Here is a 24,386-nt window from a genome sequence, read left to right on the forward strand (position 1 = left end):
TCGGGTGACGCTGGTCGTATGCCGTCCCCTCACAAGCTCCGGACCGGTGTGGCCGCCGTCTGCGCGGGCGTCGTCGCCGCCGGGCTCACCGGGTGCTCGCAGTTCGACCTCGCGCGGGCGGACACGGGCGTCGTGCGCGTGGCCGCGCCCTCGCCGTCGCCCGATCCGTTCGAGGGGCTGAGCGCCGACGAGATCGCCGAGCGGGCCGTGGACGCGACGACCGGCGCGAAGTCCCTGCGGCTGGCCGGGCGGGTGTCCGCCAAGGGACAGCCCGTCGACGTCGACTTCTCCGTGAACGACCGCGCCGAGTGCACCGGCCGGATGAAGGTCGAGGGCGGCACCGCCGAGCTGCGGCGGAAGGACGGCGTCGCGTACATGAAGGGCGACGAGCGGTTCTGGCGCGCCTCCATGACCGCCCAGGGCCTGCCGCCGGCCCGGATCGACGCCACCCTCGAACTGCTGAAGAACCGGTGGGTGAAGTTCGGCGCCGGCCAGCGCGGCAGCGCGGAACTCGGCCGGATCTGCGACCTGAAACGGCTGCTCGCCGACCTCCGGCAGGACGAGGCCGCGCGCACCGACCTGACCCGCGCCAAGGACGGCACGGTCGGCCGGACGCCGACGGCCACCCTCGTCAAGAAGAAGTCCGGCGACCGGAGGACCACCGTCTCCGTGGCCATGGAGGGCAAGCCGTACATCCTCCGCGTCGTCAAGACGGGCGGCGACGATCCCGGCGACGTCCGCTTCTCCGCGTACGACAGGCCCGTGAAGGTCGTCACACCGCCCGAGGACGAGACCATCGATCTGAGCAGGCTGGACCCGGGCAGCCGGACCTGACCGCTCCCGGCGGGACGGCCGGCGCTGTCGGTGCGCCCCGTTAGCCTCTCTGGGGTGACCGCACGCCTCACCGACCCCGAGCAGCTCAAGGAGCTGCTCGGCATCCCGTTCACCCCGGAGCAGACCGCCTGCATCGTCGCGCCCCCCGCCCCGCAGGTCATCGTGGCCGGCGCCGGCTCGGGCAAGACGACGGTGATGGCCGCCCGGGTGGTCTGGCTGGTCGGCACCGGGCAGGTCGCCCCCGAGCAGGTCCTCGGCCTCACCTTCACCAACAAGGCCGCCGGCGAACTCGCCGAACGCGTCCGCACCGCCCTCGTCCGCGCCGGCGTCACCGACCCCGACGTCATCGACCCCGACAATCCCCCGGGCGAACCCCGCATCTCCACCTACCACGCCTTCGCCGGTCAGCTGCTCACCGACCACGGCCTGCGCATCGGCCTGGAGCCCACCGCCCGCCTCCTCGCCGACGCCACCCGCTACCAGCTCGCCGCCCGCGTGCTCCGCGAGGCCCCCGGCCCGTACCCCTCGCTCACCAAGTCCTTCCCGACCCTCGTCGGCGACCTCCTCGCCCTCGACGCCGAACTCGCCGAGCACCTGGTCCGCCCCGACGAGCTCCTCGCGCACGACACGGACCTGCTGCGCACCCTGGAGTCGGCCAGGCTCAGCAACGCCGACCTGCGCAAGGTCCCCGAGGCCGCCGCCGCCCGCCGCGAACTCCTCGACCTCGTCGTCCGCTACCGCGCCGCCAAGCGCTCCCGCGACCTGCTCGACTTCGGCGACCAGATCGCCCTCTCCGCCGAGATCGCCACCACCCGCCCCGAGGTCGGCGCGCTGCTCCGCGACGAGTTCCGGGTCGTCCTGCTCGACGAGTACCAGGACACCTCCGTCGCCCAGCGCCTGCTCCTGTCCGGCCTGTTCGGCGGCGGCACCGGCCACGCCGTCACCGCGGTCGGCGACCCCTGCCAGGCGATCTACGGCTGGCGCGGCGCCTCCGTCGCCAACCTCGACGACTTCCCCGAGCACTTCCCGTACGCCGACGGCACCCCCGCCACCCGCTACGCGCTCAGCGAGAACCGGCGCAGCGGCGGCCGCCTCCTCGACCTCGCCAACGGCCTCGCCGCCCCGCTGCGGGCCATGCACGAGGGCGTCGAGGCGCTGCGGCCCGCGCCCGGCGCCGAGCACGACGGCACGGTGCGGATCGCCCTCCTGCCCACCCACGCCGAAGAGCTCGACTGGCTCGCCGACTCCATCGCCCACCTCGTCCGCACCGGCCGCGAACCCGGCGAGATCGCCGTCCTGTGCCGCACCGCCACCGACTTCCCCGCCATCCAGGCCGCTCTGGTCGCCCGCGACGTCCCCGTCGAGGTCGTCGGCCTGTCCGGACTCCTTCACCTGCCCGAGGTCGCCGACCTCGTCGCGGTCTGCGAGGTCCTCCAGGACCCCGGCGCCAACGCCTCCCTCGTCCGGCTGCTCACCGGCCCCCGCTGGCGCATCGGCCCGCGCGACCTCGCCCTGCTCGGCCGGCGCGCGCGGCTCCTCGTCCACCGCTCCGCGGAGGGCTCCGACGACCCGGACGAGCGCCTGGCCGCCGCGGTGGAGGGCGTCGACCCGGCGGAGGTGATCTCCCTCGCCGACGCGCTGGACACCTTCCTCGAGTCCGGCGGCGAGGACGACGGCCTGCCGTTCTCCGCCGAGGCCCGAGTACGGTTCGCCCGCCTCGCGACCGAACTGCGCGCCCTGCGCATGACGCTCGCCGACCCGCTCATGGACGTGCTGCACCGCGTGCTCGCCACGACCGGCCTGGAGGTCGAGCTGTCGGCCTCCCCGCACGCCCTGGCCGCCCGCCGCCGCGAGACCCTGTCCAACTTCCTCGACGTCGCCGCCGGCTTCGCCTCCCTCGACGGCGAGGCCACGCTGCTCGCCTTCCTCGGCTTCCTGCGCACCGCCGCCCAGTACGAGAAGGGCCTCGACAACGCGCTGCCCGGCGGCGAGAACACGGTCAAGGTCCTGACCGCGCACAAGTCCAAGGGGCTGGAGTGGGACGTGGTGGCCGTCCCCGGCCTCGTCGCCTCCCAGTTCCCGAGCAGCAAGGCGCGCGAGTCCTGGACCTCGCAGCCGCAGGTCCTGCCGCACGCGCTGCGCGGCGACGCGGCCACGCTGCCGGCCGTCGAGGAGTGGGACGCCGCCTCCCTGAAGCGCTTCAAGGAGGAGCTGCGGGAGCACCAGCACACGGAGGAGCTCCGCCTCGGCTACGTGACCTTCACCCGCCCGCGCTCGCTGCTGCTCGGCTCCGCCCACTGGTGGGGCCCGTCCCAGAAGCGTCCGCGCGGCCCGTCCCCGTTCCTGCACGCCCTGTACGAGCACTGCGCGGCGGGCCACGGCGAGATCGAGGTCTGGGCGGACGAACCGGAGAAGGACGCCGAGAACCCGACCCTCCACGAGGCTCGGGCGGACCAGGCGTGGCCGCTGCCGCTGGACGAGGTCTCCCTGCGGCGCCGCAGGGAGGCGGCGCGGACCGTACTGCACCGGCTGGCGGCGCAGCCGCCGGCCGCCCCCGGCGGGACGCCCGCACCGGAGGACCCCGCGCCGGAGGACCCGCCGTACGACCCGTACTGGGACGAGGAGCCGCCGCCCGAGGACCCGGACGACGCGTACGCCGTGGACGCCGTGGACGCCGTGGACGACGCGTACTCCTCGGACGACGCGTACGACCCGGACGCCCTGGACGACGCGTACGACTCGCACGTGGAGGCCGCGCCGGACGCCCCCTCCACGCGGGCCGCCGAGCCGCACCCCGACGACATCCCCGCCCCGAGGGCGCCGGAACCGGTCCTCACCCCCGAGGAGCGGCGCACCGTCGCCTCCTGGGACCGCGACCTCACCGTCCTGGCCGAGGAGCTGAGGCGCTCCCGCTCCCGCACCCGTGACGTCCTGCTCCCCACCTACCTGACGACCTCGCAGGTCATGCGTCTCGCCGCCGACCCCGACGGCTTCGCGCAGGAGCTGGCGCGGCCCATGCCGAAGCCCCCGCAGCCCGCCGCCCGGCGCGGCACGCGCTTCCACGCCTGGGTGGAGGCCCAGTTCGAGGAGCTGCCGCTGCCCATGCTCGGCCCGGACGAGCTGCCCGGCGGCGAGGTGTTCGCCGACGAGCCCGAGATCGTCGACGAGCGCGACCTCGCGGCGCTCAAGGACGCCTTCGTGCTCACCCCGTACGCCCACCGCACCCCGTACCGCGTCGAGGCGCCCGTGCAGCTCACTCTCGCCGGCCGGGTCGTGCGGGGCAGGATCGACGCCGTGTACCGGGACGAGGAGACCGGCGCGTACGAGATCGTCGACTGGAAGACCAGCCACCTGCGCGCCGCCGATCCGCTCCAGCTCGCGATCTACCGCCTGGCCTGGGCGGAGCAGCACGGTCTGGACCCCGAGGAGGTGGCCGCCGCCTTCGTGTACGTACGGACCGGCGAGGTCTCCCGGCCCGCCGGCCTGCCCGGCCGCGCCGAGCTGGAGGAGCTGCTGCGCGGCGGTCCCGCGCACGACGCCACCCCGGACGGAGCCGCTTCCGGCGGCGGATAGGCTCAGAAGCATGAGCGAGACCCCGGACAGCGCCGTCCAGCCCGCAGCCGCGCCCGCCGCCGAGAAGGCCGGGACCCCCCAGGCCGCCGCGGCCGTGGACCCGCACGCCGCCGCGACCGTGCGCGCGTACGTCGAGCGGCACCGCGCCGCCTTCCTCGACGACCTCGCCGACTGGCTGCGCATCCCGTCCGTCTCGGCGCAGCCCGAGCACGCCGACGACGTGCGGCGCAGCGCCGAGTGGCTGTCCGCCGCGCTCACCAAGACCGGTTTCCCCGTGGTCGAGGTCTGGGAGACCGCCGGCGCCCCGGCCGTCTTCGCCGAGTGGCCGTCCGACGAGCCGGACGCGCCGAGCGTCCTCGTCTACGGCCACCACGACGTCCAGCCCGCCGCCCGCGAGGACGGCTGGCACACCGAGCCCTTCGAGCCGACCGTCGTCGACGGCCGGATGTACGCCCGCGGCGCGGCCGACGACAAGGGCCAGGTCTTCTTCCACACCCTCGGCGTCCGCGCCCACCTGGCGGCCACCGGCCGCACCGCCCCCGCCGTCACGCTCAAGCTGCTGATCGAGGGCGAGGAGGAGTCCGGCTCGGCGCACTTCCGCGAGCTGGTCGAGGCGCGTGCCGACCGGCTCGCCGCCGACGCGGTGGTCGTCTCCGACACCGGCATGTGGTCCGAGGACACCCCGACCGTCTGCACCGGGATGCGCGGCGTCGCCGACTGCGAGATCGAGCTGCACGGGCCGGACCAGGACATCCACTCCGGTTCCTTCGGCGGCGCGGTGCCCAACCCGGCCACCGTCGCCGGCCGGATCGTCGCCGCCCTGCACGACGCGGACGAGCGGGTCGCGATCCCCGGCTTCTACGACGGCGTCACGGAGCTCGGCCCCGCCGAGCGGGAGCTGATCGCCGAGCTGCCCTTCGACGAGGCCGCCTGGCTGCGCACCGCCCGGTCCCACGGCACCCTCGGCGAGGCCGGGTACTCCACCCTGGAGCGGGTCTGGGCCCGGCCGACCGCCGAGGTCAACGGCATCGGCGGCGGCTACCAGGGCCCCGGTGGCAAGACGATCGTCCCCGCCTCCGCCCAGCTGAAGCTGTCCTTCCGGCTGGTCGCGGGCCAGGACCCGGCGCACATCGAGCGGGTCGTGCGGGACTGGCTCGCCGGACTCGTGCCCGCGGGCATCCGGCACGCCGTCACCTTCGGCGCCCCCACCCGGCCCTGCCTCACCCCGCTCGACCACCCGGCGCTGCGGTCGGTGGCGCGGGCCATGAGCACGGCCTTCGACGGCGCCAAGGTCCGCTACACCCGCGAGGGCGGCTCCGGCCCGGCGGCCGACCTGCAGGACGTGCTGGCCGCTCCCGTACTCTTCCTCGGCGTCTCCGTCCCGTCCGACGGCTGGCACGCGCCGAACGAGAAGGTCGAGCTGGACCTGCTCCTCAAGGGCGTCGAGGCCAGTGCCCACCTGTGGGAGGACCTGGCGGTCTCGCTGCGCCGCCCGGCGTCCCACCGCTGACCGAACCCATCCATCCGATTCCGGGGGAGCTGGAAGCACCTGTGAGCATCATGAGTAACGCGGCCGGAGACCGTCCCATCGGCCTGACCGCGCCGAGCGGGATCGACCGGGCCGCCCACCACCGTCTCGACGAGGCCTGGCTCGCGGCCGCCTGGAGCCACCCGAAGACCCGCGTCTTCGTGGTCTCCGGCGGTCAGGTGCTGATCGACGACACCCCGGACGGCCGCACCGAGCTCGTGATGACCCCCGCCTTCGAGGCCCCGGTCACCGAGACCCACCGCTACTTCCTCGGCACGGACGCCGAAGGTGTGAGCTACTTCGCGCTGCAGAAGGACGCGCTGCCGGGCCGCATGGACCAGTCCGCCCGCCCGGCCGGCCTGCGCGAGGCCGGTCTGCTCCTTTCGCCGCGCGACGCCGGACTGATGGTGCACGCGGTCGCCCTGGAGAACTGGCAGCGGATGCACCGCTTCTGCTCCCGCTGCGGCGAGCGCACCGTCATCGCCGCAGCGGGCCACGTCCGCCGCTGCCCGGCCTGCGGCGCCGAGCACTACCCGCGCACCGACCCCGCCGTGATCATGCTGGTCACGGACGAGCAGGACCGCGCGCTGCTCGGCCGCCAGGTCCACTGGCCCGAGGGCCGCTTCTCGACGCTCGCCGGCTTCGTCGAGCCGGGCGAGTCGATCGAGCAGTCCGTGGTGCGCGAGGTCTTCGAGGAGGCCGGCGTCACGGTGGGCGAGGTCGAGTACGTGGCCAGCCAGCCGTGGCCGTTCCCGTCCAGCCTGATGCTCGGCTTCATGGCGCGGGCCACCTCGTCCGAGATCAACGTGGACGGGGAGGAGATCCACGAGGCGCGCTGGTTCTCGCGCGAGGACCTGACCGCGGCCTTCGCCTCGGGCGAGGTGCTCCCGCCGTACGGGATCTCGATCGCCTCCCGGCTCATCGAGCTCTGGTACGGCAAGCCGCTGCCCAAGCCGGGGGAGACGAGCCAGGCGGCCTGAGCACAAGCGGAATGAGGAGGACCCCCGGCTTCGGCCGGGGGTCCTCCTCGTGTCCTGGCTGGAAACAGACGCCGGGCGCTTGTGGGCTCAGACGCCGAGGGCCTGCTTCACCTGGGCGAGGCTCGGGTTCGTCATGACGACCTCGGTGCCGCCGGTGCTCGGCAGCACACGGACGGTCGGGACGGTCTGGTTGCCCCCGTTGGCCTTCTCCACGAACGCGGCCGACTCCGGGTCCTGCTCGATGTTGATCTCCGTGTACGCGATGCCCTCGCGGTCCAGCTGGCTCTTCAGCCGGCGGCAGTAGCCGCACCATTCGGTGCTGTACATCGTCACAGTGCCCTGCATGGCCAGGCGCTCCTCTGTTCGCGGGTGGGTGCCGACAGTAAGGAACGTACGCCGTGCCACGACCATTCCCCGGCCGCCCATCTCTGTCAGAAAGCCCCGCGTATTCGTACGACTACCAGGCGCCGCCTGTGGACGACGGCCCGCGCCCGGCCGGCGGAACCTGGCAGCATGGCGGGGTGACAGCAGCAACGCCCTCCTCTCTCTTCCCGGACGTGCCGGACTCGGCCGACGCGGTGCTCGACGGGCTCGACCCGGAGCAGCGCGAGGTCGCCACGGCCCTGCACGGCCCGGTGTGCGTGCTCGCCGGAGCGGGCACGGGCAAGACCCGCGCGATCACCCACCGGATCGCGTACGGCGTGCGCGCGGGCATCCTCCAGCCCGCCGCCGTGCTGGCCGTCACGTTCACCAACCGGGCCGCCGGCGAGATGCGCGGCCGGCTCCGCCAGCTCGGCGCGGGCGGCGTCCAGGCCCGTACGTTCCACTCGGCGGCCCTGCGGCAGCTCCAGTACTTCTGGCCGAAAGCCGTCGGTGGCGAGCTGCCCCGGCTCGTGGACCGGAAGGTCCAGGTGGTCGCCGAGGCGGCCGCCCGCTGCCGGGTGCGGCTGGACCGCAACGAGCTGCGCGACGTCACCGGCGAGATCGAATGGGCGAAGGTCACCCAGACCGTGCCCGCCGACTACCCGGCCGCCGTCGCCAAGGCGTCCCGCGACGCCCCCCGCGACCCGGCCGAGATCGGCCAGATCTACGCGATGTACGAGCAGCTCAAGCGCGACCGCACGGTGATCGACTTCGAGGACGTGCTGCTGCTCACCGTCGGCATCCTCCAGGACCGGCACGACATCGCCGACCAGATCCGCCGCCAGTACCAGCACTTCGTCGTGGACGAGTACCAGGACGTCTCCCCGCTCCAGCAGCGCCTGCTCGACCTGTGGCTGGGGGACCGGGACAACCTGTGCGTGGTCGGCGACGCCAGCCAGACGATCTACTCCTTCACCGGCGCCACCCCCGAGCACCTGCTGAACTTCCGCGTCCGCCATCCCCACGCGACCGTGGTGAAGCTGGTCCGCGACTACCGCTCCACCCCGCAGGTCGTGCACCTGGCGAACGGGCTGCTCGGCCAGGCCCGCGGCCGGGCCGCCGACCACCGCCTCGAACTGGTCTCCCAGCGCGACCCCGGTCCGGAGCCGGTCTACACCGAGTACGCGGACGAGCCCGCCGAGGCCGAGGGCACCGCCCGCCGCATCCGCGACCTGATCGCCGCGGGCGTCCCGGCCGGCGAGATCGCCGTGCTGTACCGGATCAACGCCCAGTCCGAGGTCTACGAGCAGGCGCTGGCCGACGCGGGCGTCCCGTACCAGCTGCGCGGCGCGGAGCGCTTCTTCGAGCGCCAGGAGGTCCGGGAGGCCGGCATCGCCCTGCGCGGAGCGGCCCGCGCCGGCGGCAACGACTCGCTGCTGGACGGGGCCGACGACCTCCCCGCCCAGGTCCGCGCCGTGCTGTCCACCAAGGGCTGGACGAGCGAGCCGCCGGCCGGCTCCGGAGCGGCCCGGGACCGCTGGGAGTCGCTCGCCGCCCTGGTCCGGCTGGCCGAGGACTTCGCCCGCGCCCGGCCCGGGTCGGGCCTGTCCGAGCTGGTCGCCGAGCTCGACGAGCGGGCCGCCGCCCAGCACGCCCCGACCGTGCAGGGCGTCACGCTGGCCTCGCTGCACGCAGCCAAGGGCCTGGAGTGGGACGCGGTGTTCCTGGTCGGCCTGACCGAGGGCATGATGCCGATCACCTACGCCCGGACCGACGAGCAGGTCGAGGAGGAGCGCCGCCTGCTGTACGTGGGCGTCACCCGCGCCCGGCTGCACCTGTCGCTCTCCTGGTCGCTGTCCCGCTCCCCGGGCGGCCGTCCCTCCCGCCGCCCCAGCCGGTTCCTCAACGGGCTGCGGCCCGGCTCGGGCCGGCTCGCCGGGGGCTGGAGCGGCGGCGCCGGCGGTGCCGGCGGCATCGAGCGGGGCAGGGCCGGCGCTCCCGGCGGCGACGGCGGGGGCCCCGGGGACGTCCGCGTACGGCGCAGGGAACGCGGCCCGGTCCGGTGCCGGGTCTGCGGCGCCTCGCTCACCGAGGCCGGCGCGATGAAGCTGATGCGCTGCGAGGACTGCCCCTCCGACATGGACGAGGGGCTGTACGAGCGGCTGTACGACTGGCGCGCCGAGCAGGCGCGGAAGCTGGGTCAGCCCGCCTGGTGCGTCTTCACCGACAAGACGCTGATGGCGATCGCCGAGCGGGTGCCCGCCGACAGCCGCGAGCTCGTGGTCATCGCCGGGGTCGGGACGCGCAAGCTGAACCGGTTCGGGGCCGACGTCCTGGCCATCTGCGCCGGTCAGGAGCCCGCGGAGGCCGAGGAGGGGTCCTGAGGAAAACTCGTCGGAAAAATAGTTTGCGCCCGCCCCGTCAAGCCCCATAGGTTCTTAACCACGGACAGCGGCTTCTCCGAAGCCCTGTCTCCGTGCTGTACTTATCCGAATATCCGCGGGACCGGCTCACCCCGATCCCCCCGAGACGCCGAGAGGAGGCGATTCCAGTGATCAGCAACATCGACAGCATCATCGTCCGCACCGCCAAAATGACCGATCGCTCGGTCGTCTCCGCCTGCTCGCTCGGCCTCTCCGGCTCGGCGTTCCTCGGCAGTGGTCTGTCCGTCACCGGTCTGCCCGGTGTCGAGGCCGCGCGCCTGGCGACCCTTCCGACGATTCTTCCTGTCGTCGAGGGACGCGACGAGCGACCGACCAAGGCACTGGAAGCAGCCGTAGCAGGCAAGGCCAAGGCCGCCTATGCCTTTGCGGCCACCGGTGCCGGCAACCAGCAGACGATGACGCACCACACGATGTGGGCCTTCCGTGGGCTCGAACCCTGGAGTGATCCAGCCTGATCCAGCATCAGGCCGGCGCCTTCAGGGCCGCGGAACCCCACCCGGGATCCGCGGCCCTTCTGTTTGTCCCCGAACGGGGACAACGGAGCGAAGGGGCCTCGGGACCAGCGACACCCGGTACCAGCCGAAACCCCGGTCAACCGGCCGGAACGACCAGACGAGGAAAGACACCCGTGCAACTCGAAGCGCACGCCCCGTCCGTACCGCCTTCCGAAACGATCCCCCCGCCCGGCCTCACGGAGGACCCCGCCTTGACCCCGCTCACCGCGCTCACCGCGCTCGACGACGCCATCGAGAACCTCGGCGTACCCGTCCCGTGCCGTTCCTACGACCCGGAGGTCTTCTTCGCCGAGTCGCCGGCGGACGTCGAGTACGCCAAGTCCCTGTGCCGCACCTGCCCGCTGATGGCGGCCTGCCTCGCGGGCGCCAAGGAGCGGCGCGAGCCCTGGGGCGTCTGGGGCGGCGAGCTGTTCGTCCAGGGCGTGGTCGTCGCCCGCAAGCGGCCCCGTGGCCGCCCGCGCAAGAACCCGGTCGCGGCATGAACACCCCGGGAACCATCGACCACCCCCTCACGCACGATCCCCAGAAGCTGGCCCCGATGACCTCTTCCACCAGCGAGCCCTCCGGCTCCGCGACCCCGGACGTTTCCACCACCGGCGCGAACGCCTCGCGTCAGAACAGGACCCGCGAAATGCAACTCATCCCCGAAGCCCTGGCCCGTGCCCATATGCACGAGCGCCTACGGGAGGCCGACTCGGAGCGCCGGGCCATGCGCCTGGTCGCCGCCCGGCGCATGCAGCGCCGTGCCGAGCGCGTCTCCCTGCGCGCCCGCCGCGCCCTGGCCATGGCCGTGATGCACTGAGGCGCCGAACCGCCTCGCCCGCGGGGGCCGGTCCGAACGGACCGGCCCCCGCGCCGCGTTGCACGCGCCCCCCGCACCCTGCCGGGGTTATCGTCTGCAGAGTGCGGAACAGCGATTCCGGGCCAGAACCCCGGACCTCCGAGGAGCGCATCGTGTGCGCCCGCTGCGGCGCGGTGGCCGACAGCCTGCCCGTGACCTGGACCTGCTCGGTGGAGAACGGCAGCCGCCGCTACTTCTGCGAGACCTGCGCCCGGGACAACATCAGAGCCATCGAGGGCCGCCTCGACTCCTCCTGGTGGTGACCTTCCTCACTCCTCGTCGACGAACCCCGGCAGCCACTCCTCCAGTTCCTCCCGGAGCCGCACCGTCGCGTTCAGCTGGCACAGCACCCCGATGGTGCTCAGCGTCACCCGGTGTATCAGCAGGTACGAGGGCGGCAGATTGAGCTGCTTGCCCAACTGGTGGGCGGGGGAGCGGGGATCGGCGATCCGGGCCGCCTGCGTGCGCACCCACTCCCGGGTGAAGCCGAAGGACTCCACCTGCGCCGGCTCGATGATCGGCAGCAGGTACTCCAGCACCGCGTCCGGATCGAGCGCGACGGTCTCCTTCACGAACCCCTCGCCGCGCAGCAGTTCGTAGACCGTCTCGGCCTCTCCGGCCAGCGCCGTCCGCAGACAGATCCCGATCGTGTCCGGCAGCCCGCCCGGCAGCCGGTCCACCGTGCCGAAGTCCAGCACGCCCAGCCGCCAGCTCTCCGGCCCGCCGTCCTCGTCCTCCCCGGGCAGCAGCCGGAAGTTCCCCGGATGCGGGTCCGCGTGGAGCAGCCCCGTCCGCCCCGGCCCCGAGAACAGGAACCGGGCCAGCAGCTGCCCCGCCCGGTCCCGCTGCTCCGTCGTACCGTCAGCGATCACCTCGGACAGCGGGATCCCGTCGATCCACTCCGTCACCAGCACCTGGTCCGACTGGTGGACCACCCCGGGCACCACCACGTCCGGATCGTCCGCGAACTCCTCCGCGTGCGCCTGCTGCGCCTCCGCCTCCAGCCCGTAGTCCAGCTCCTCCGAGATCCGGTCCCGCAGCTCCGTGATCAGCGGCTTGATGTCCATCCCCGGGATCAGCGGCCCCAGCAGCCGGGCGAACCGGCTCAGCTGCGTCAGGTCCGAGAGCAGCGCCTCGCCCGCCCCCGGGTACTGCACCTTCACCGCGACCTCTCGGCCGTCCTGCCACACCGCCCGGTGCACCTGGCCGATCGAGGCGGCCGCGGCCGGCTTGTCCTCGAACTCCAGGAACAGCTCCCGCCAGTCCTCGCCCAGCCGCTCCGCGAGCACCGCGTGCACCGTCCGGGTCGGCATCGGCGGCGCCGCGTCCTGCAGCTTCGTCAGCGCCGCCCGGTACGGCCCGGCCACCTCCTCCGGCAGCGCCGACTCGAAGACGGACAGTGCCTGCCCGAACTTCATGGCCCCGCCCTTGAGTTCCCCGAGGACCTTGAACAACTGCTCCGCCGTGCGCTGTTGCAGCTCCCGGGCCACGAGCTCGGCCGACTTCCCGCCGATCCGCTTGCCCAGGCCCCACGTCGCCCGGCCGGCGATGCCCAGGGGCAGCGCGGCCAACTTCGCGGTCCGGGTGACCGCCTTCCTGGGAAGATCAGACATACGCCCCTCCATAGAGCCGGACTGCCGGGCCGAGGGTGGCCGTTACCCCGCCATTGTGTCCTGCGCCCTCCTGGCCCCGGAGCGGCGCTCCCCTTCTGCGTTCCCCACTCCGTCACCAGCGGCACCGCACGGACATCCCGGATACGGTGCGTACCGCTCCTCGCGCCACTCCAGCAGCGGCAGCGACACCTCCCAGCGCGCCCCCGCGGAGCACGGCAACTCCCCGTCCAGGAACGCCAGCGCATGAGCCGCCGTCAGCCCGGCGACCGCCGCCGCCAGCGAGGCGTCGCAGGCCGGCGCCGGGTCCGGCGCACCGGACCGCCACTGGGCCAGCATCGACGGCCACGTCGGCTCCCGGTCCGTCCGCTCCCGCAGCAGGCACTCCGCACAGGCCGTCCCGCCCGGCAGCACCAGCGGGCCCACCACCCCCGTCGCCTCCAGCACCCCCGCGTACAGATGCGGCACGCCTCCGGTGACCCACGGCTCCGCGGGCACCGGATCTGGGACGTACGCGCCCAGGCCGTCCCGAGGCGTCACCACCACCAGCGCCGTCCCCGGCTCCCCGCCGCCCGCGCCCCGTACCTCGCGCGGCGGCCGGCCGCCCGGCGCCGAGCGGCCCACCAGCCGGCCGGCCGCCACCGCCCGCCGCTCGCCGACCGCCTCGGCCGGCAGCCCGCCCGGCGTCACCTCCCACGGCTGCACCGTCCCTCCGTCCAGGACGTCCACCCGCCCCACCCCGGAGGCCGACAGCAGCGCCGCGACCGCCGCGCCCACCCGGCCCGCGCCCCGCACCTGCACCCGCTGCGCGGCGCGCGCACCCCATCGCCGTATCGGCCCGTCCGGGTCACGCTCCACCACCGACAGCGCCGCCAGATCGGCCCGCAGCGGTTCGAGCGCACCGTCCGCGAGCCGAGACGCTCCCCCCACACCCGCTCCCCCCACACCCGCTCCCCCCACACCCGCTCCCCCCACACCCGATCCCGCCGCCCCCGGTCCGCCCGCCCGCAGCCCCGCCCGTGGCCCCGGCCCCGCCCCCGTCCGCTCCGCGTCCGTGAGCAGCCCGGCGTCGGCCAGCCCCGCGAGCACCCGGCCGAACCACCCCTCCGGCAGCCCGAGGGCCTTGGCCTCCGCCTCCAGCAGCTCCCGCTCCCGGGTCCCGTCCATCCGCGCGAGCAGCCCGCCCATCCCCAGATCCACCGGGCCCACCACCACCGCATGCGCGGACGTGGCCCCGAACTGCACGAATTCCCGCTGCCGCCACGCCCGCCGCAGCGCCGGCTTCAGCATCGGCCGCATGTCCGCCCCCCGTTTCCCCGCCCGTGCCTCCCGGGCGGCGTTTTCCCTTCGACCTGCTGTGAGAATGCCCGCACGCCGACCTGCTCGTCCGAAGTCGTCCACAGGGGAGGGGTATTAGTACTTCAAATGGTGCACGGTGCCGCCGGATCGCCCCGGAACGGTGTCGGAGGCGGGACTTCCCCCGCTGACAGCGGGTAACGTCGGGGCCGTGCCCGCCGACCCACAGCGCAGCGTGACAAGCAAACCGCCCCGCGGTTCGGGAACGAGCGCGGTCGAGGTCCGCAGAAGCGCACGGCGGAACAGAACCGTCTCCGCCTACCGCGAGGGCGACCGGACGATCGTGCTCATCCCGGCCCGGATGTCCGAGGCGGAGGAGCGACGCTGGGTCACCGTCATGCTCGACAGACTCGCCGCGCAGGAGAGCCGGCGCGTCCTCGGCGACGCGGAACTGACCGAGCGCGCCGCGCGGCTGTCCGAGCAGTACTTCGGCGGCCGGGCCCGCCCCACCTCCGTGCGCTGGGTGACCAACCAGAACACCCGCTGGGGCTCCTGCACCCCGGCCGAGGGCAGCATCCGCCTCTCCCACCGGCTCCAGGGCATGCCCGAGTACGTCATCGACTACGTCCTCGCGCACGAACTCGCGCACCTGCTGGTGCCCGGTCACGGGCCGAGGTTCTGGCGGCTCCTGGAGGCGTACCCGAAGACCGAACGGGCCCGCGGCTATCTGGAAGGCGTCGTCGCCGCCGAGCGGCTGCCGCACCTGCCCGCCGCACGCGAGGAGTGACGGCCGGAACACAGTCCGGCCGGCCCGTTCGCCAATCGTGTACCGAATTCGTCGCGGCTTGGCTCAATGTCGTGTGCAGCCGTTAGCCTGGCGCGACGCATTCACATATCGGGATGGGGGACGGTCGTTACGCATGGCCAGGGAATTCCAACGCGGCCACAAGGCCAAGATCAGTGATCTGACACCGGGGACCGATCTGTACGTGGGTGTGCAGATCGCCGCGCCCGGGCTGACCTTCGACATCAGCTGCTTCGGCCTCGACGCCGACGAGCGGCTCTCGGACGACCGGTACTTCATCTTCTTCAACCAGCCCAAGTCGCCCGAGGAGTCCATTCAGCTGCTCGGCGCGCAGGCGGGCGACACCGAGTCCTTCCGCATCACGCTGGACCGACTGCCGGCGAACATCCACAAGCTGTCGTTCACCGCGACCATCGACGGCGCCGGCCAGATGAGCCAGATCGGTCCCGGCCACATCCGGATCGTCGCCGGCGGCGAAGAGGTCGCCCGATACGCCTTCGACGGCTCGGAGTTCTCCACCGAGCGCGCCGTGATGCTCGGCGACTTCTACCTGAAGGACGTGTGGCGCTTCGCCGCCGTCGGCCAGGGCTTCGACGGCGGACTCGAGGCACTGCTGAAGAACTTCGGCGGCGAGGTCGCCGAGGAGCAGCCCGCCGCCCAGCAGCCCCCCGCCGCGGCCCCCGGCTTCGCCCCGCCGCCGCAGGGCGCCGCCCCAGCCGCCCCGCCCGCGTTCGGCGCCCCGGCCGCCCCGCCGGCGCCCGCCGCGCCCCAGGTCCCGCAGCCCGCGCCGTCCTTCGGCGCCCCGGCCGCCCCGCAGCAGCCCCTGCCGCCGGCCCAGCCGGTGTACGCGCAGCCGACCGTCGCGGCGCCCGTCGCCCCGCCGGCCCCCGCGCCCGCCCCGGCCGCGCCCGGCCCGTACGGCCAGCCGCCGCAGCCGCCCCAGCCGTACGGCCAGGTCCCGGGCCAGGTCCCGGGTCAGGCCCCGTACGGCCAGCCGCAGTTCGGGCAGCAGCCCGGCATGCCGCAGCCCGGAATGCCGGGAGCGCCGGGAATGCCGCAGCCCGGTATGCCCGGTGTCCCCGGTGCGCCGCAGCCCGGCATGGGCGTCCCGGCCGCCGCCGGCCCCGGCCTCGCCGCCGCGCTCGCCCCGTACCGCGAGGCCCCGACCGGCAACCGCTGGACCCCGCAGAACCAGCAGCTCATGCGGGTCGACCTGCAGATGGGCGGCAACGCCGTCCTCGCCCGCCAGGGCAGCATGGTCATGTACCAGGGCAAGGTCGACTTCGCCTACAAGAGCGCCGGTTTCGCCGGCCGCATCGTCGGCAACGCCACCGGCCAGGAGATGCAGCTGATGCGCTGCACCGGCCGCGGTCAGGTCTTCCTCGCCGAGAACGGCGCGCACCTGCACCCGATCGAGCTCCAGGGCGACGGCATCTGCGTCTCCGCCGAGAACGTGCTCGCCTTCGACGAGTCCCTGCAGCACGAGGTCCGCCGCATCGAGGGCCACGGCATCCCCGGCGGCGCCCTGTTCACCATGCAGTTCCAGGGCACCGGCACGGTCATCGTGAAGACCCACGGCATCCCCGTGGTGCTGCCCGTCACGCCGACCACCTTCGCCGACTGCAACGCCGTCGTCGCCTGGTCGTCCGCGTCCCAGGTGATCCTCTCCAGCCAGGTCCGGCTGCGCCGCAACGCGTACCCGGGTCACAGCGGCGAGACGGTGAACCTCCAGTTCCGGGGAGCCCCCGGCAACTTCATCGTCGTCCAGCCGTACGAGGTCTGAGGGAGCCCGAACCGATGAACCAGCAGCTCGCGGGCTACGCCCCGACCCCGATCGCGGCCCGGATGGAGAACCACGGCCGCACCATGCTCAAGGTCGCCATGGCCAGCGGCCAGGACCTGTACGCGCGCACCGGCTCGATGGTCGCGTACGAGGGCTTCATCACCTACGAGCCCAACCCGCCGGCCCTGCGCCAGGTCGCCCAGGCGTGGGCCACCGGCGAGGGCGCGCCGGTCATGAAGTGCTCCGGCGACGGCCTGCTCTACCTGGCCGACTACGGCGCCGACGTCGTCGTGATCAACCTGCAGAACGAGTCCCTCTCCGTCAACGGCACCAACGTCCTCGCCTTCGACGCCCACCTCCAGTGGGGCGTCGAGCGGGTCAAGGGCCTGGCCAAGTTCGCCGGCCAGGGCCTGTTCAACGTCGAGATCGCCGGTACCGGCTGGGTCGCCCTGACCTCGCGCGGCACCCCGATCGTCGTCGACTGCGGCCGCGGCGAGGACGAGACGTACGTCGACCCGGACGCGCTCGTCGCCTGGTCGCCCAACCTGAAGGTCAAGGGCAAGCGCAGCTTCAAGGCCTCCTCGCTCATCGGGCGGGGCAGCGGCGAGGCGTTCCAGATGGCCTTCTCCGGCCAGGGCATCGTCGTCGTACAGCCGAGCGAGGACAGCACCGACCGCCTGCGGGTCCGGGGCTGAGGGGGAGCGAGAACACATCATGCAGAGCCCGCTTTTCAACCACGGCGAGCAGCAGAGCCAGGAACGGTACGTCATGCAGAACCCGCAGCTGCTGCGGGTCGCCCTCAGCGGCCAGGACGACATCCTGGCCCGCAAGGGCGCCATGGTCGCGTACCAGGGCCTGATCGACTTCGACGGCGAGTACCAGACCCCCAGCCAGCGCCGGGCCCGCGCCCGCACCGGTGAGGGCCTGGACCTCATGCGCTGCTCCGGCCAGGGCACGGTGTACTTCGCCAACCTCGCGCAGTACGTGCACGTGGTCGACGTCGACCAGGAGGGCCTCACCGTCGACAGCGCCTACGTCCTGGCGCTGGACTCGACGCTGCACACCGAGGTCATCGCCGTGGACAGCCAGTACGGCATCTCCGGCTCCGGCAAGTACCAGCTCAACATCTCCGGCCGCGGCAAGGTCGCCCTGATGACCTCCGGTCAGCCGCTGATGATGCTCGTCACGCCCGACAAGTACGTCAACGTCGACGCGGACGCGATCGTCGCCTGGTCCACCGGGCTGCGGGTGCAGATGCAGTCGCAGACGGTCAACACCAGCGTCATGCGCCGCCGGGGCAACACCGGCGAGGGCTGGGAGCTGAGCTTCCTCGGACAGGGCTTCGCCCTCGTCCAGCCCAGCGAGGTCATGCCGCCGCAGAACGCCGCGATCGGCTCCGGCGTCGCCGCGCAGTTCGGCATGGGCCAGCACGGCGCCCACGGCCAGAACCAGAACAACGCCTGGAACTGAGCCACACGTAAGGGGCGGTCGCCACGGCGACCGCCCCTTACGCATGCCCTCGGGCGCGCCTCACAGCCGCGCGAGCGTGGCCTCCAGCAGCCGGACCACGGAGGTGTCCGCCACCGACGGCACCTCGTCGTACGCGAACCAGCGCAGGTCCAGCGACTCGTCGCTGATCTCCGCCTCCGCGCCGGCCGGGGCCAGCGCCGCGTACTGCACGTCCAGGTGCCAGTGGCAGGGCGCCGGGATCGGATGCCGGTCCAGACGCACCGGCCCGCCCGTCAGCAGCGTCAGACCGGAGATCCCGGACTCCTCCGTCGCCTCCCGCAGCGCGACCCCGGCCATCGTCGCGTCGCCCGCCTCGCAGTGACCGCCCATCTGCAGCCACATGCCCAGCTTCTTGTGCAGGGTCAGCAGCACCCGGCCCCGGGCCGGGTCGATGACCAGCGCGCTGCCGGTGAGGTGCCCCGCCGCGCAGGGCTTGTACATGCCGTCCGGATGCGCCGCCAGATGGTCCAGATAGACCTCGCGCAGCTCCGGCTGGCCCTCGTACTCCTTCAGTACGAGCACGGCGTCGTCGTACAGACTCACTTGCCCTGGTCGTCCTTGCCCTCGCCGCGGTCCTCGTCGGTACCCGTGTCCCCGGAACGGCCGTCGGCCGCCTCGCCGAGCATCTTGTCCAGCTCCGAGAAGTCCAGGTGCTCCCGGTGCACGAAGCCGTCGGGGTCGTCCAGATCGGACGCCGTCGGCAGCATGTCCGGGTGGCTCCACAGGTCGTCCCGGCCGTCCACACCGCGCGCGTCCGTGAGCGAGGCCCACAGCCGCGAGGCGTCCCGCAGCCGGCGCGGACGCAGCTCCAGGCCGATGAGCGTGGCGAAGGTCTGCTCGGCCGGACCGCCCGAGGCCCGGCGCCGGCGCAGCGTCTCGCGCAGCGCGTCCGCCGACGTCAGCCTGGTCCTCGCGGCCTCGTGGACCACCGCGTCCACCCAGCCCTCGACCAGCGCCAGCGCCGTCTCCAGACGGGCCAGGGCGGCCTTCTGCTCCGGCGTGTCCTCCGGCTGGAACATGCCCTGCTGCAGTGCCTCCTGCAGCTGCTCCGGGTTCGACGGGTCCAGGTTGCCGACCGCGTCCTCCAGCTTCGAGGTGTCGACCTTGATCCCGCGGGCGTAGCCCTCGACCGCGCCGAACAGGTGCGAGCGCAGCCACGGCACATGGGCGAACAGCCGCTGGTGGGCCGCCTCGCGCAGCGCCAGGTACAGCCGCACCTCGTCCATCGGCACGCTCAGGTCCTTGCCGAGCGCCGCCACGTTCAGCGGCAGCAGCGCGGCCTTACCGGCCGGGCCCAGCGGCAGGCCGATGTCGGTGGAACCGACGACCTCGCCCGCCAGGGCGCCCACGGCCTGCCCGATCTGCTGGCCGAACATGGCGCCGCCCATGGAGCGCATCATGCCGATCAGCGGGCCGGCCATGGCCTGCATCTCCTCGGGCAGCACATCGCCCATCGCCGTGCCGACCCGCTCCGCGACCGGGTCGACGAGCTGCTTCCAGGCCGGCAGGGTCGCCTCGACCCACTCGGCCCGGCTCCACGCCACGGCGGTGCTCGCACCGGAGGGCAGCGAGGTCGCCTGGTCCAGCCACAGGTCGGCGAGGCGCACGGCCTCCTCGACGGCCGACTTCTCCGCCGGGCCGACGCTCGCGTCCTTCACGCCGTCCGGGGTGCCCTGCGCGACCACCTGGCGGGCGATCTGCTTGGCCATGTCCCAGTTCACGGGACCGCCCTCATAGCTCAGCATCTGGCCGAGCTGCTGGAAGGCCGCCCCCAGGTCGTTGGGGTTCAGAGAGCCGAACATCGCGGCGAACGGGTTGTCCCCGCCGCCGGGCAGGCCTCCGAAGCCGAAGGGGTTGCCAGGACCCTGACCACCTCCGGCGGGGTCCTTCTTCTTGCCCTCGTCGCCGTTCTCCGGCTCCTCCGGCGGAAGGCCGAATCCGAATGGGGTGTCACTCACGGGTTTCCTCGGCTCGTAGGGCCACCGGCGCTCCGCCGGCGGCGACTGCCCGACAACACCACCAAGCCTAGACATCGAGGGCGGACAAGGCCTCAGTGCTTCGCCGTCTCGCGGCCTGCGGCAGGATGGACGCCACCTGGTACGTACGCGTCATTCACGTGCGTACTGAAGACAACCGCTGGAGACGCCCGGTGAGTTCCCCAGATCCTCAGGTTCGCGGAGCGCGAAACCAACCGACCAGATCCGCCCCGCGCGGCCCCGTCATCGCGGTCACCGGCGCCGCGACCGGCGTCGGCGACCTCCTGACCAGGCGCCTCGTCGCCTCCGAGGAGGTCGGCCGGGTCGTCGCCATCGACGAGCGGCGCGGCGACGTGCCCGAGGCGCAGTGGCACATCCTCGACGTCCGGGACCCGGCCATCGCCGAGAAGCTGCGCGGCGCCGACGTCGTCGTGCACCTCGCCGTCGACCTGGACCTGGAGACCGACGCGGCCGCCCGGACCGCGTACAACGTGCGCGGCGCGCAGACGGTGCTCACGGCGGCCGCGGCCGCCGGCGTCCGGCGTGTCGTGCTGTGCACCTCCGCCATGGTCTACGGAGCGCTGCCGGACAACGACATCCCGCTCTCCGAGGACGCCGAGCTGCGCGCCACCGCCGAGGCCACGGGCGTCGGCGACCTGCTGGAGATCGAGCGGCTCGGCCGCCGCGCCCCGCGCGCCCACCCGGGCCTCAACGTCACCGTGGTCCGGCCCGCCGTCCTGGTCGGCGGCACCGACACCGCCCTGACCCGCTACTTCGAGTCGCCGCGCCTGCTGGTCGTCGCAGGCTCCCGCCCCACGTGGCAGTTCTGCCACGTCGAGGACCTGGTCAGCGCCCTGGAGTACGCGGCCCTGGAGAAGGTGGACGGCGAGTTCGCGGTCGGCTGCGACGGCTGGCTGGAGCAGGAGGAGGTCGAGGAGCTCAGCGGCATCCGGCGCATGGAGCTGCCGTCCGCCGTCGCCCTGGGCGCCGCCGCCCGGCTGCACCGCATCGGGCTCACGCCGTCCCCGGCCGGCGACCTGGCGTACACGATGCACCCCTGGGTGGTCAGCGTCGGCCGGCTGCACGACGCGGGCTGGCGGCCCCGCTGGACCAACGAGGAGGTGCTCTCGGCGCTCCTCGACGAGGTCCAGGGCCGGCACACGGTGGCGGGCCGCCGGCTGGGCCGCAAGGACGCCACGGCGGCCGGTGCGGCGGGCGCGACGGTGGCGCTCCTGGGCACGGCGGCGCTGGTGCGGCAGATGCGGAAGCGGCGCGGACTGTAGGACCCTCCTACGGAGGGTCCGGTCCACCGGTCGAAACGGCAGTTCCGGGTTGTCGGCGCCGTACGGCACCATGGGCCCCATGGCACGCACCCTCGACCACCCCGGCGAGTCCGCCGCCGCGGACCCGATCAAGCTGCTCGCGATCCGGGAGACTCCGCTCTCCCTGGACGAGGTCTTCCGCGCCGTGGGGGACGACGCGGCCGGCGGCACGACGCTCTTCGTCGGCACGGTGCGCAACCACGACGGCGGGGCCGACGTGGACGCGCTGGGGTACTCCTGCCACCCGACCGCCGAGGCCGAGCTGCGGCGCGTCGCGGAGAAGGTCGTGGCCGACTTCCCGGTGCGCGCCCTGGCCGCCGTCCATCGGGTGGGCGAACTCGTCGTCGGCGATCTCGCGGTCGTCGTCGCGGTCTCCTGCCCGCACCGCGGGGAGGCCTTCGAGGCCTGCCGCAAGCTGATCGACGACCTCAAGCACGAGGTCCCGATCTGGAAGCACCAGAAATTCTCGGACGGCACCGAAGAATGGGTGGGGGCCTGCTGACGCTCCGTGGCCGTTCGCCGCGGCCTTTGCGCGGCTGATCCCGCTTGTCCAGCGACGCGCCGACGACCTGTAGTCGTACGCCCCGATTTGCGTAACCGCCCCCCTGGCAGCAGCGTTGAAGCAGCGGATGGCTAGTCTGCTCGACGATCATCTGCTCAACCATCGATTGCGGTCGCTCATTGGGGATGGGAGGTCGGGATGGCAGCGCTTGCCTGGTTGCTGATTCCGCTTTTCGCAGTAGTCGGCGCGGCGATATGGGCCGGCTGGGTTTCGCGGAACCGCACGATCGGCGACATCGCCGAGCTCGCCGGCTACGCGCGGTTCCGCGACGCCATGGAGCGCCAGCACGCCACGGCCGGTTCCGGTACCGGGCAGCTGGAGACGGCTCCGGCGGCGCAGGCCTCGCTCGCCCACCGTACGCAGTAGCCAAGAATCCGACGCCCGGGCGCGTCGGCAGCCTCGTACGGACCGCCCGGGCGGTGCACTCACAGGCTGTTCCCGTACTGTCGTTCCATGCCACGCCGCACCGCGACGATGCTCGCCTCCACCCTGGTCCTGATCTCGCTGCTCTGTGTGGGTGTCGTCCTTCCGGTGCCGTACTCCGAGATGAGCCCCGGTCCGACGGTGAACACCCTCGGCGAGGCCGACGGGGAGCCTGTGCTGCAGATCTCCGGCCACCAGACCTACCCCACGACCGGCCACCTCAATATGACGACGGTCCGCGTCACCGGAGCGGACTACCGGATGAACCTGGTCGAGGCCGTCTACGGCTGGCTGGCCCACGACAACGTCGTCGTCCCGCACGACACCCTCTACCCGGACGGCAAGACCGAGGAGGAGTCGAGCCAGGAGAACGCCGAGGAGTTCAGCCAGTCGCAGGAGAGCGCCAAGGTGGCCGCGCTCGGCGAGCTGGGCATCCCGGTGACCTCCCGGGTCGTCGTCGCCACCGTGGTCAAGGGCAGCCCGGCCGAGGGCCTGCTGCACGCCGGTGACGTGATCCGCTCGGTCGACGGCCGGCCGGTGCGGGAACCCGGGGACGTCGCGAAGCAGGTGACCCGGCACAAGCCCGGCGAGAAGGTCGAGTTCACGATCGTCCCCGCGAAGGACGCGGCCGCCGCGGAGAAGGCCCGCAAGGAGCCGACCACCACGCGGAAGATCGTCATCACCACGGCGAAGGCGCAGGACGACGACCGGGCCATCGTCGGCATCCAGGCCGGCACCGACCACGTCTTCCCGTTCACCATCGACATCAAGCTGGCGGACGTCGGCGGCCCCAGCGCCGGCCTGATGTTCGCGCTCGGCATCGTCGACAAGCTCACCCCGGGCAGCATCACCGACGGCAAGTTCGTCGCCGGCACCGGCACCATCGACGACAAGGGGAAGGTCGGCCCGATCGGCGGCATCGAGATGAAGCTGGTCGGCGCGCGCAACGCCGGGGCGCAGTACTTCCTGACCCCGGCCGACAACTGCGCGGCCGCCGCCTCCGACATCCCGGACGGACTGACCCTGATCAAGGTCGACACCATCGACGACGCCACGAAGTCGCTGGAGAAGATCCGCAAGGGCGACGTCGAGGACCTGCCCGCCTGCGCCAAGGGCTGACCCCGGCGCAGGCGTCCAGGGCCGTACGGCCGTCCGGTGCCGTACGGCCGTCAGGCGTCGTACGGCCGTCAGGCGTCGTACGGCCGTCAGGCGTCGTACGGCCCGCCCGGCGTCCTACGGCCCGCCCGGCGTCCTACGGCCCGCCCGGCGTCCTACGGCCCGGCCGGCGTCGTACGGCCGTCAGGCGTCCTACGGCCCTCAGGCCTCGAAGGTGGCCGCCAGCGCCTCGGCGAGGCCCGGCACCAGGTCGGCCCCGGTCAGCACCTCGGTCGGCGAGTCCTTCTCGCGCAGTCGCACCGCCGACTCGCGCGCCCCGTCGCGCAGCACCGCGACCGTCATCCGGACCTCCTGCCGGTCCGGGTGCCGGGCCACCCACTTCGCGAGCGCGGCCTCGCTCATGCCCTCCGGCACGGACGCCTCCGCCGACGGCGGCAGCATCAGCCGCTCCACGGTCAGGGCGCAGCCCGCCACCGCGTCCGGCCAGGCGATGGTGCCGAGGAACTCGTCGAGCGGCTTGCCGCGCGGCAGCTCCTCCTGCTCGATCGGGGTGAACTGGGCGGCGTTCTCCTCGTCCGCCAGACCCAGCTGGGAGGCCAGACCGGGCTCCTGGGCGCGGAGCCGGGCGGTGTCGACGAGGGCGAACAGACGGGCCGGCTGGTCCCAGCCGAGACCCGAGGCGTACTCGTCGATCTCGAGCACGGCGCGGGTGAGGGGGCTCGCGGCCATCGGGGGACCGGAGGGGGAAACGTTGGACATGGGAACATCCTGCCTCGTTCGGCCCCGGAGACGGGAACTAGGTAAAGCCTCAGTAAGTTGCATCAGTGGGCTCTACGATCGCGGGGCCTGCTTTTCGACGCACCAACCTCAACGCAGAACCACAACGCATCAACCTCAAGGGGCGCA

The 24,386-nt window shown here is 73.2% G+C and carries 23 protein-coding genes; 17 read left to right on the forward strand and 6 right to left on the reverse strand.

Annotated elements, in window-relative coordinates:
* Positions 1-18 precede the first annotated feature (18 nt).
* From ACNJ93_RS21275 to nudC, 4 genes are read left to right on the forward strand one after another with little or no spacing between them, the layout of a single operon-like run.
* The gene (locus tag ACNJ93_RS21275; protein WP_418959012.1) at positions 19-834 is read left to right on the forward strand and encodes a hypothetical protein; all 816 of its coding nucleotides are present in this window, start codon (positions 19-21) and stop codon (positions 832-834) included.
* 54 nt (positions 835-888) lie between these two features.
* A complete protein-coding gene (locus tag ACNJ93_RS21280; RefSeq protein ID WP_418959013.1) occupies positions 889-4,407 on the forward strand; it encodes an ATP-dependent DNA helicase in 3,519 nt (1,172 codons plus the stop codon).
* A gap of 10 nt (positions 4,408-4,417) precedes the next feature.
* Positions 4,418-5,917: a dipeptidase gene (locus ACNJ93_RS21285; protein WP_418959014.1), complete on the forward strand. Its 1,500-nt coding sequence runs from the start codon at positions 4,418-4,420 to the stop codon at positions 5,915-5,917.
* A 50-nt stretch (positions 5,918-5,967) separates the two neighbouring features.
* Positions 5,968-6,915, forward strand: a complete 948-nt coding sequence (nudC, locus tag ACNJ93_RS21290) for an NAD(+) diphosphatase (RefSeq protein WP_418961478.1) — start codon at positions 5,968-5,970, stop codon at positions 6,913-6,915.
* A gap of 87 nt (positions 6,916-7,002) precedes the next feature.
* Here the strand turns inward: nudC and ACNJ93_RS21295 are convergent, their stop codons facing one another.
* Complete coding sequence (locus ACNJ93_RS21295) at positions 7,003-7,260, reverse strand: mycoredoxin (RefSeq protein ID WP_418959015.1); 258 nt, start codon at positions 7,258-7,260, stop codon at positions 7,003-7,005.
* Positions 7,261-7,436: 176 nt separating this feature from the next.
* Between ACNJ93_RS21295 and ACNJ93_RS21300 the strand changes: the two genes are divergently transcribed.
* The 5 genes from ACNJ93_RS21300 to ACNJ93_RS21320 all read left to right on the forward strand — a co-directional run bounded on the left by ACNJ93_RS21300 (position 7,437) and on the right by ACNJ93_RS21320 (position 11,341).
* Entirely contained in the window at positions 7,437-9,662 is a 2,226-nt protein-coding gene (locus ACNJ93_RS21300) for an ATP-dependent DNA helicase UvrD2 (RefSeq protein ID WP_418959016.1), read from the forward strand.
* Between the two features lie 167 nt (positions 9,663-9,829).
* Entirely contained in the window at positions 9,830-10,177 is a 348-nt protein-coding gene (locus ACNJ93_RS21305) for a hypothetical protein (protein WP_418959017.1), read from the forward strand.
* A gap of 173 nt (positions 10,178-10,350) precedes the next feature.
* Positions 10,351-10,719: a WhiB family transcriptional regulator gene (locus ACNJ93_RS21310; RefSeq protein WP_418959018.1), complete on the forward strand. Its 369-nt coding sequence runs from the start codon at positions 10,351-10,353 to the stop codon at positions 10,717-10,719.
* Positions 10,716-11,039 carry a hypothetical protein gene (locus ACNJ93_RS21315; RefSeq protein ID WP_418959019.1) on the forward strand — a complete coding sequence of 108 codons (324 nt, stop codon included), beginning with the start codon at positions 10,716-10,718 and terminating at the stop codon, positions 11,037-11,039. The genes ACNJ93_RS21310 and ACNJ93_RS21315 overlap by 4 nt, the downstream gene beginning before the upstream one ends.
* Positions 11,040-11,140: 101 nt before the next feature.
* The gene (locus ACNJ93_RS21320; protein ID WP_418959020.1) at positions 11,141-11,341 is read left to right on the forward strand and encodes a hypothetical protein; all 201 of its coding nucleotides are present in this window, start codon (positions 11,141-11,143) and stop codon (positions 11,339-11,341) included.
* Between the two features lie 6 nt (positions 11,342-11,347).
* On the opposite strand, the gene ACNJ93_RS21325 is transcribed toward ACNJ93_RS21320, so the two are convergent.
* Positions 11,348-12,691 (reverse strand): ABC1 kinase family protein, encoded by a 1,344-nt coding sequence (locus tag ACNJ93_RS21325; protein ID WP_418959021.1) that lies wholly within the window; start codon positions 12,689-12,691, stop codon positions 11,348-11,350.
* Positions 12,692-12,733: 42 nt separating this feature from the next.
* Positions 12,734-13,987 (reverse strand): TOMM precursor leader peptide-binding protein, encoded by a 1,254-nt coding sequence (locus ACNJ93_RS21330; protein WP_418959022.1) that lies wholly within the window; start codon positions 13,985-13,987, stop codon positions 12,734-12,736.
* Positions 13,988-14,195: 208 nt separating this feature from the next.
* Between ACNJ93_RS21330 and ACNJ93_RS21335 the strand changes: the two genes are divergently transcribed.
* The 4 genes from ACNJ93_RS21335 to ACNJ93_RS21350 all read left to right on the forward strand — a co-directional run bounded on the left by ACNJ93_RS21335 (position 14,196) and on the right by ACNJ93_RS21350 (position 18,042).
* The gene (locus tag ACNJ93_RS21335; RefSeq protein WP_418959023.1) at positions 14,196-14,771 is read left to right on the forward strand and encodes a M48 family metallopeptidase; all 576 of its coding nucleotides are present in this window, start codon (positions 14,196-14,198) and stop codon (positions 14,769-14,771) included.
* A gap of 133 nt (positions 14,772-14,904) precedes the next feature.
* The gene (locus ACNJ93_RS21340; protein WP_418959024.1) at positions 14,905-16,572 is read left to right on the forward strand and encodes a TerD family protein; all 1,668 of its coding nucleotides are present in this window, start codon (positions 14,905-14,907) and stop codon (positions 16,570-16,572) included.
* A 14-nt stretch (positions 16,573-16,586) separates the two neighbouring features.
* A complete protein-coding gene (locus ACNJ93_RS21345; protein ID WP_418959025.1) occupies positions 16,587-17,267 on the forward strand; it encodes an AIM24 family protein in 681 nt (226 codons plus the stop codon).
* 19 nt (positions 17,268-17,286) lie between these two features.
* Entirely contained in the window at positions 17,287-18,042 is a 756-nt protein-coding gene (locus ACNJ93_RS21350; RefSeq protein ID WP_418959026.1) for an AIM24 family protein, read from the forward strand.
* Positions 18,043-18,102: 60 nt separating this feature from the next.
* Here ACNJ93_RS21350 and ACNJ93_RS21355 read toward each other — a convergent pair whose 3' ends face one another.
* Positions 18,103-18,624 carry an NUDIX hydrolase gene (locus ACNJ93_RS21355; protein ID WP_418959027.1) on the reverse strand — a complete coding sequence of 174 codons (522 nt, stop codon included), beginning with the start codon at positions 18,622-18,624 and terminating at the stop codon, positions 18,103-18,105.
* A complete protein-coding gene (locus ACNJ93_RS21360) occupies positions 18,621-20,039 on the reverse strand; it encodes a zinc-dependent metalloprotease (protein WP_418959028.1) in 1,419 nt (472 codons plus the stop codon). Before ACNJ93_RS21360 ends, ACNJ93_RS21355 begins: the two co-directional genes overlap by 4 nt.
* Before the next feature lie 191 nt (positions 20,040-20,230).
* Between ACNJ93_RS21360 and ACNJ93_RS21365 the strand changes: the two genes are divergently transcribed.
* The 4 genes from ACNJ93_RS21365 (at position 20,231) to ACNJ93_RS21380 (ending at position 23,483) form a co-directional block, all read left to right on the forward strand.
* Positions 20,231-21,340 carry an SDR family oxidoreductase gene (locus ACNJ93_RS21365; protein WP_418959029.1) on the forward strand — a complete coding sequence of 370 codons (1,110 nt, stop codon included), beginning with the start codon at positions 20,231-20,233 and terminating at the stop codon, positions 21,338-21,340.
* 79 nt (positions 21,341-21,419) lie between these two features.
* On the forward strand, positions 21,420-21,881 hold the full coding sequence (locus ACNJ93_RS21370) for a molybdenum cofactor biosynthesis protein MoaE (RefSeq protein WP_418959030.1): 462 nt from the start codon (positions 21,420-21,422) through the stop codon (positions 21,879-21,881).
* A gap of 198 nt (positions 21,882-22,079) precedes the next feature.
* Positions 22,080-22,307 (forward strand): hypothetical protein, encoded by a 228-nt coding sequence (locus ACNJ93_RS21375; protein ID WP_418959031.1) that lies wholly within the window; start codon positions 22,080-22,082, stop codon positions 22,305-22,307.
* Positions 22,308-22,394: 87 nt separating this feature from the next.
* A complete protein-coding gene (locus ACNJ93_RS21380; RefSeq protein WP_418959032.1) occupies positions 22,395-23,483 on the forward strand; it encodes a PDZ domain-containing protein in 1,089 nt (362 codons plus the stop codon).
* 198 nt (positions 23,484-23,681) lie between these two features.
* On the opposite strand, the gene ACNJ93_RS21385 is transcribed toward ACNJ93_RS21380, so the two are convergent.
* Positions 23,682-24,239 (reverse strand): PPA1309 family protein, encoded by a 558-nt coding sequence (locus ACNJ93_RS21385; protein ID WP_418959033.1) that lies wholly within the window; start codon positions 24,237-24,239, stop codon positions 23,682-23,684.
* Positions 24,240-24,386: the final 147 nt, after the last annotated feature.

The organism is Streptomyces tritici, assembly GCF_048500665.1.
Lineage (GTDB): Bacteria > Actinomycetota > Actinomycetes > Streptomycetales > Streptomycetaceae > Streptomyces > Streptomyces tritici.